Source organism: Alkalibacillus haloalkaliphilus C5 (assembly GCF_000269905.1).
Classification (GTDB): domain Bacteria; phylum Bacillota; class Bacilli; order Bacillales; family Alkalibacillaceae; genus Alkalibacillus; species Alkalibacillus haloalkaliphilus_A.
This window is the reverse complement of the sequence record NZ_AKIF01000142.1, coordinates 1-7,438: the sequence shown is the minus strand read 5'-3', so window position 1 is coordinate 7,438 and position 7,438 is coordinate 1. Positions and strand designations below refer to the sequence as shown.

Genomic DNA, 7,438 nt, shown 5'->3' with positions numbered 1-7,438 from the left:
TACCAGCAATGGTTAGAGACAGTCCAGATACATTTCCAGTAGCATGGATTATGGCCATTTTAGTGGGTTTACTATTAAGTTATAGCCCTGTTCGAACGTTTTTTAAAGAAGCGGACACAGTCTTCTTATTAAGTGTAGAAAATCGCCTAAAACCTTATATTAAAAACTCGATCGTTTATAGCTTCATTATGCAAAGTTATTGGATTGCGATTTTTATATTTGCTTTATCTCCGTTATATTTTACGGTTTATGAGGAAGTTAGTTCTACTTATTTATTATTTGTTTTAGTTTTTGCTTTAGTTCTTAAAGTAGGGAACTTATTTGCGACTTGGTTCATCCAAAAAACGCGTGAACAAGGGCTTCATTATTTAGATATGGCGATCCGACTCGTTATTAACGTCTTTGCGTTGTTCTTTTTGGCGATTGGACAACCATATTATTCATTTATAGCAGCTTTATTGTTAGTTGGGGTTGTATTTTTGAATTACCACAATGTCTATAAGAAGTTTAGTTTACCGTGGGATGATCTTATAGAAAAAGAGGAAGCGAGACTACAATTCTTCTATCGAATTGCCAACATGTCAACAGACGTTCCTGACTTAAAGCGTAAGCCGAAAAAACGTCATGGACTTGTTCGTTTTGTAACAAGTAGAATGCCTTTAAGACAAAATCAAACTTTTATTTATTTGTATAGCATTACATTTATTAGAAGTGGTGATTATTTAGGCATGTACTTAAGGCTTATGCTGTTAGCGGTATTTTTCGCATTTTGGATTCCTGCATTTTGGGGGAAGATTATTTTTGCTATGTTGTTTTTATTTTTGACAGGATTTCAATTTATTACAATTTACAATCACCACCGATCACTCGATTGGATTAAATTGTATCCAGTGCCACATGTGTTAAGAACAAAAGCGGTTCATCAGTTAATATTAGTTTTAATGTTACTTAAAATTATCGTGATGGGTATTGTCTTCTTCTTTGCTACAGATTTAATGGGTGCATTAATTTACGGTAGTTTAGCTATTGCGTTTGCTGTGTTGTTTGAAGCCTTTTATGTAAAAGGGCGCATTCGTAAATTAGGGACGTAAAATAGGGATGAATCAAAAGGTTATGCTAAGAGTTTATTTAGCATAGCCTTTTTCTTTTAGATGGTGGGGGAATTTTCACTTTTGTCTGATAAAGCGTTCACACGCTGATGTTCACAAACGACAAGAATAGTGTTAAAATCATCAAGGTTTAATGATAGAGATAGAATAGAAAGGTTCGATCATCAATGGTAGGACAGAAACGAAAAACACATTTATCTAGAATAGAACAAATGCTTTATATTATAGTTGGTTCTGCAATTGTGGCGGTAGCCTATAATGGGTTTTTACTTCCGAATTACGTCGCTGCAGGTGGGGCTAGCGGTATTAGTACGATTACTGAAGCTTTATTTGGATTAGAGCCTGCATATGTTATTTGGGGATTAAATATACCATTATTATTTGTCGCTTATTATTTACTCGGAAAAGGTTCTGCATTTCGTTCGTTATCAGGTTCGTTAATTTTACCTTTTTTCGTTTATTTAACACGAAATATAGATGCGTTTGTGCAAGATCCTTTGCTGGCGGCGTTGTTCGGTAGTTTAGGTGTCGGTGTCGGTTTAGGGATCGTCTTTTTGGGTGACGCATCAACAGGTGGAACGGCGTTATTAGCACAACTGATTAATAAGTATACGAACTTATCGTTAGGTGCTAGTATTGCTGTTGTCGATGGTATGATTGTATTAACGGCTATTGTCGTATTCGATATTGAACTCGGTTTATATGCTTTAATTGGTGTTTATATGACAAGTAAGTCGATTGATTTAGTTCAAACAGGCTTTAATAAGACGAAGACGACTCTCATTATTTCGAATGAATATTTGGACGTACAAGAAGCGATCTACACTAGAGTAGACCGAGGTGTTACACGTTTATCAGCCCAAGGTGGCTTTACAGACAAAGAACGTCCTGTCTTAATGTGTGTTGTCAATTCATCTGAATTAGGCGTTTTAAAACGTACTATTAAAGAGGTGGACCCTGAAGCATTTGTTATCGTCACGGATTCAGCAGAGGTCGTAGGCAGAGGATTTTATGACCCAGCATAAATAATAAGGAGATGATCCTATGTATAGGATCATCTCCTTATTATTTATTTATGATCTTCTTGATACTTTTTATAACCGTGAATTAACGCTTTAGCAGCTGTTGATAGTGCGCGTTCATCAAAGTCAAATTTAGGGTGATGGTGCGGGTATGCATGCCCTTCGATTTGTGCACCAGTAAAGAAAAACGTTCCTGGTCGTTCTTCTAAATAGTAGGCAAAATCTTCACCGCCCATAATCGGGTCAACTTCTTCATATCCAATTACGCCAGGAATCTCATTAGCGTTTTCTAAATAATACTCTGCTTCTTTTGCATGATTAACGACAGGTGGATAGCCTTTAACGTAATCTAATTCATAGTCAGCATCATAGCTGATTGTAATGCCTTTTAAAATTTTATGCATTTCATCGATTACTTCATCTTGAACTTCTTTATCTAAAATACGAACTGTTCCTGTTAGAGACGTCGTATCAGGGATGACGTTAAATGCATTTCCGCCTTCGATTTTACCGATTGATAACACAGCTGGTTGTAAAGGGTTAATGCGGCGGCTAACGACTTGTTGTAATTCTACAATCGCTTGGCCGGCCATCACTACAGGGTCTTTCGTTTGTTGTGGAAGGGCACCATGTCCACCTTTTCCTTTAAACGTAATGGTGAAACGGTCAGCACCTGCCATGAAAGGTCCTTTTGTCGTTTCGATTTTATTCAACGGTGTACTAGCCATAAGTGTGTACCAAATACAGCATCAACACCTTCTAATGCACCTTCGTCGATCATCGGTTTAGCTCCACCTGGGGCATACTCTTCAGCTGGCTGGTGTAAAAAGACTAACGTACCAGGTAGTTCATCTTTAAACTGTAGTGCAGCTTCAGCGACAGCTAGAAGCGATGCTGTATGGCCATCATGACCGCATGCATGCATCACACCGTCTACTTTTGATTTATAAGGAACATCATTTTCCTCTTGAATCGGTAACGCGTCAAAGTCAGCGCGTAATGCAACTGTTTTACCGGGTTTACCACCTTCAAGGGTTGCAACAATACCGTAACCCCCGATATTGCTCTTGTAAGGAATACCTAATTCATCGTAACGATTCTCAATATATTTTGCTGTTTCTTTTTCATGAAATGAAAGCTCGGGATGTTGGTGAAGATAACGACGATCTTCTACCATACGTTCGTAAAGTCCATCAATTTTTTCATAAAGCTGTTCCCACATGTTTGTATCTCCCTTCTCCATTTAAATTAACTTAATTATAACAGAATTTTCGAGAAACGTAATAAATGAAATCAGGGAGATAAAAAATAGGCCACGCGAATTATGGCGTGACCTAATCATAATTATTGAAAGCTGCGGTCTTGAAGTAATCGTTCGATTTCTTCTTTATGGTGAGTTTCGTCTGCAATTAAATCTTCTAATTTGACAGCAAGTTCAGTATATCCTAATTCTTCAGCTTGTTGTTTACGTTGTTCGTAACGGTCAATGGTGTCTTTTTCAGCTTGCAATGCTGCTTCAAGTAAATCTTTTACTTCTGTCAATTGCTCAACAGGTGCTGGTGTTGTCGTTGGTGTTCCACCTAATGTTTTAATTTTTTCTGATAAGTATAATGCGTGAGAGGTCTCATCTTGTACCTCGCTTTCAAAAAACGGCTTTAACACTTGTCGGTAAAGTCCAGTAACGACTGAAGCGTTGTACGTATACATAATAATCGCACCGTACTCGTGAGCCAAATCCTCATTCAAACCATCAATCAGTTGTTTTAATTTTTGTTCCATAGAAATCACCTCTTAATTAGTGTTTTTACTATACGATACCCGTCTTAATGTGAGTTGAAACAAATAACTTTATGCTCTCAGTCTATAGTCTGAGATATAAACATACTGTAGAATGTTACATAAAGATGGAAATGCCACTATAATAAAGATATCAATTCATTTTAGAGTATTTAAACTTGATCGATTAAAGGTGTGATTTAAGTGTTTCGTTTCTTAAAATGGTTATTCGCAGTTTCACTGATCTTTTTCGGTGTGACATTAATCTTGCAAAATTTACAAATTATTACCCTGGAAATATCAGATGCGTTTGTTGGGGCATGGCCGCTCATTTTTGTCGTGTTAGGTCTTATGTTATTTGTTAATTATTTCAGGACAACGCCTGGCGGTAGCTGGTTTTGGGGTCTATTTTTCTTAATATTTGGTTCGTTGCTACTAGCGGGTAATTATGGTTATGCTGATTTTTCTTTTCGTGACTTTTGGAAGCTATGGCCACTTATACTCGTTTATATTGGAGCAAGTTTAGTAACTGAAAAAAAAACTAAAGGCATCCAGGTTTATGCTAATGGCGCACGTAACAGTAATGACCATCGATCTAAAGTTGTAGACAAGTTCGATGATGATTTTTTTGAGGATTCGAATGAATATGTTGATTTTGAAGAAGAGGAAGAAGTAGGTAAAAAGCGAACGGGTCGTTATATACACCATGTACAAAAAGGAAGAAATTTTATTACAAATTTAAATTTATCCCGTGAAAATTGGTCTCTAGAACCGATGGATGTGTGGGCATTTATCGGTGATATTTATATCGATTTCTCTAAAGCTTATATACCTGAAAAAGAAACAAAAGTCGTATTACGAGGGTATATTGGAGATATCGTATTAAAAGTACCTGAACATGTTGCAGTTAAAGTGTATGGTCAAGCGAGTATTGGTGATATAACAGTGTTCGGCGAAAATCGTTCGGGCATGTACAGCTCACTCAGTTACCAGTCAGATGACTATAAAGAAGCAACACGAAAATTAAACATTTATGTGAAGTGCCAAATCGGTGATGTGAAAGTGATTTCAGTTTAGGGTGTGGAATATGTTTAAAAAGTTAGAAGGTATTCGTTATCAATTAATCGGTAGTTATTTGTATGCTGTTTACTTTTCTTTATTAATAATCGCTTTAATACTCTTTTTTTCACACTCTGTCATTCAGCCAATCTGGTTGGAAGTTGAAGCGATTATTCTTACTCTTATTGTGACTGCTTTAACGTTGTCTTTAGTTGGTCTTTATGTGATGTTTCGCCAAGGTGGTAATGTTAAAGATCGATTGCAAGAGCTTTCTATTTTTATAGCGACATTATCTGAAGGAAAGTTTAATGCTACTCTTCTTATGAAAGAGTCAAAAGATGAGTTTAGTACATTAGGTCATGAATTAAATGATTTAGCTCATAAAGTTAAAGGGCAAGTGAAATCGTTAGAGAGAATGGCTGAAGAAAAGTCAGAGTATGCCAAACAAGCACACTTAGCAGCAACGGTTGAAGAGAGACAAAGATTGGCTCGTGATTTGCATGATGCCGTTAGCCAACAGCTGTTTGCATTGTCGATGATGTCACAAGCGACGAGTAAAATTATTGATAAAAAGCCAGAGCAGGCAAAAGAACAAATAGAGGAAATCTCGCAAATGGCACTTCAAGCACAAAATGAAATGCGTGCCTTGTTGTTACATTTACGTCCTGTTCATTTATCAGGCGAGTCATTACATGAAGGAATTGATCGGTTAATTGAAGAATTAAAACAACGTTGCCATATTCACTTTAAAGTCGATGTTGACCAAGAGTTACAGCTTTCGCATTCAAAAGAAGAGCATATTTTTCGAATCGCACAAGAATCTTTATCTAATGCTTTACGTCATGCGAATGCTATGAACATTGAGGTAAGAATTAAAGAGAAAGATTTAATCTATATATATATTAGTGATGATGGTGATGGTTTTAATTTAGATCAACAGATGAATGCGAAAGCTTCATATGGATTGAACTCGATTAAAGAACGGTGCGAAGAGATCGGTGGTACGTTTGATATTAAATCAAAACAAGGTGAAGGAACTTATATCGATATTCGCATTCCAAAGTAAAGGGTGATGGAAACCGATGAATCAGATCAGGTTAGTTATTGTTGATGACCATGATGTTGTTAGAAAAGGGATCAAGACGTATTTAATGACTGAAGATGAGATTGATGTCGTTGGAGAGGCTTCAAGCGGGCATGAAGGAGCAGACATCGTTCTAAAAGAAAAGCCAGACGTCGTGTTAATGGATTTAATTATGGAAAACGGAACAGGTATTGAAGCAACACAGCGAATTGTTGAGCAATTGCCAGATTGTAAGGTTATTATATTAACAAGCTATTACGATGATGAAAAGGTATTCCCAGCGTTGGAGGCAGGTGCATTCAGTTATATGCTAAAAACATCATCTGCTGATGAGATTGCTGAAGCGGTAAAAAAGGCTGCAAACGGCGAAAATGTCATTGAACCGAAAGTGCTGGTAAAATGATGACACGTATGCGCTCACCTGAAAAACAACTTCACGAAGATTTGACTCAAAGAGAACTTGAAGTATTAATATGTATTGGAAATGGGCTGACGAATGCAGAGATCAGTGAAAAACTGTTTATCGGAATTAAAACTGTGAAGACACACGTTAGCCACGTCTTGCATAAATTAGAAGTGCAGGACCGAACTCAGGCAGCGGTATATGCACATCAAAAAGGGTTAATGAAATAGCATATGCTCTATTAAGAAACGCTAATCAAATGCGGATGACGTATTTGGTTGGCGTTTTTTATTGTTTTGTGTAGGACTTGCATGAGAATTTATCAGCGCTCGGGGCATTTATCAGCGTTCGCGAGGATTTATCAGCGCTCGTGAGGAATTATCGGCTCTGGCAATAATTTGGCTTTCGCGTAATTATTTTGGCGCTCGCGGGGATTAATCCGGCGCTCACGATTTTTTTCTGGCGCTCGAAAAGATAATTTGGCGCACGCGTAAATTAATTCAGTGCTCCTACAATTAATTGAGTTTACAATAAATGTTTTGTCGAAAAAAATAGACTATAATATAATGTAGAGTGGTTTATTGTGAAGATTAATAATTGAGGTGGCATTATGGCCGTTAAAACATATATGAGAAACGCGTTTGGTAAATGGCGCTGGGTGCTATATAGTGTCGGTTTATTAATCGTGTTAAGTTTATTAGGATTTATGTTCATCTTATTAGGTGGGCGCTTTGTCGTAGATGACCAACACTTCGTATTCTCTGAGTCGACTGTACTTGAGACGGAAGATGGAGATGAAGTTGTAAAATTATATGACGAAAATAGAACTTATGTGCCGTTAGAGACAGTGCCAGAACATGTCGTCGATGCGTTTTTAGCAATTGAGGACCATCGCTTTTACGAGCATAGCGGAGTAGACATATGGGCTGTTGGACGAGCATTGTACCGTGATGTGACGACATGGAGTAAGACAGAGGGTGCTAGT

General features: G+C 37.3%; 6 protein-coding genes and 2 pseudogenes. 6 read left to right on the top strand and 2 right to left on the bottom strand.

Features of this window, described 5'->3' with window-relative positions; genetic code table 11:
- Positions 1–1,091, top strand: a 1,091-nt coding sequence (locus A194_RS18510) for an ABC transporter permease (RefSeq protein ID WP_040402938.1), incomplete at its 5' end; no start/stop codon positions are given.
- A 185-nt stretch (positions 1,092–1,276) separates the two neighbouring features.
- A complete protein-coding gene (locus A194_RS0112980) occupies positions 1,277–2,134 on the top strand; it encodes a YitT family protein (RefSeq protein ID WP_017187256.1) in 858 nt (285 codons plus the stop codon).
- Positions 2,135–2,178: 44 nt separating this feature from the next.
- Here the strand turns inward: A194_RS0112980 and A194_RS18505 are convergent.
- Positions 2,179–3,353: pseudogene (locus tag A194_RS18505) on the bottom strand (M20 metallopeptidase family protein).
- Between the two features lie 122 nt (positions 3,354–3,475).
- Entirely contained in the window at positions 3,476–3,910 is a 435-nt protein-coding gene (locus A194_RS0112970) for a ferritin-like domain-containing protein (protein ID WP_017187255.1), read from the bottom strand.
- Between the two features lie 201 nt (positions 3,911–4,111).
- Between A194_RS0112970 and liaF the strand changes: the two genes are divergently transcribed.
- From liaF to A194_RS18495, 4 genes and pseudogenes are all read left to right on the top strand, one after another.
- Complete coding sequence (gene liaF, locus A194_RS0112965; protein ID WP_017187254.1) at positions 4,112–4,984, top strand: cell wall-active antibiotics response protein LiaF; 873 nt, start codon at positions 4,112–4,114, stop codon at positions 4,982–4,984.
- 10 nt (positions 4,985–4,994) lie between these two features.
- Complete coding sequence (locus A194_RS0112960) at positions 4,995–6,032, top strand: sensor histidine kinase (RefSeq protein WP_017187253.1); 1,038 nt, start codon at positions 4,995–4,997, stop codon at positions 6,030–6,032.
- 16 nt (positions 6,033–6,048) lie between these two features.
- Positions 6,049–6,683, top strand: a pseudogene (locus tag A194_RS18500) (response regulator transcription factor).
- A gap of 380 nt (positions 6,684–7,063) precedes the next feature.
- The coding region (locus tag A194_RS18495; RefSeq protein WP_040402936.1) for a transglycosylase domain-containing protein at positions 7,064–7,438 on the top strand (375 nt) is incomplete at its 3' end.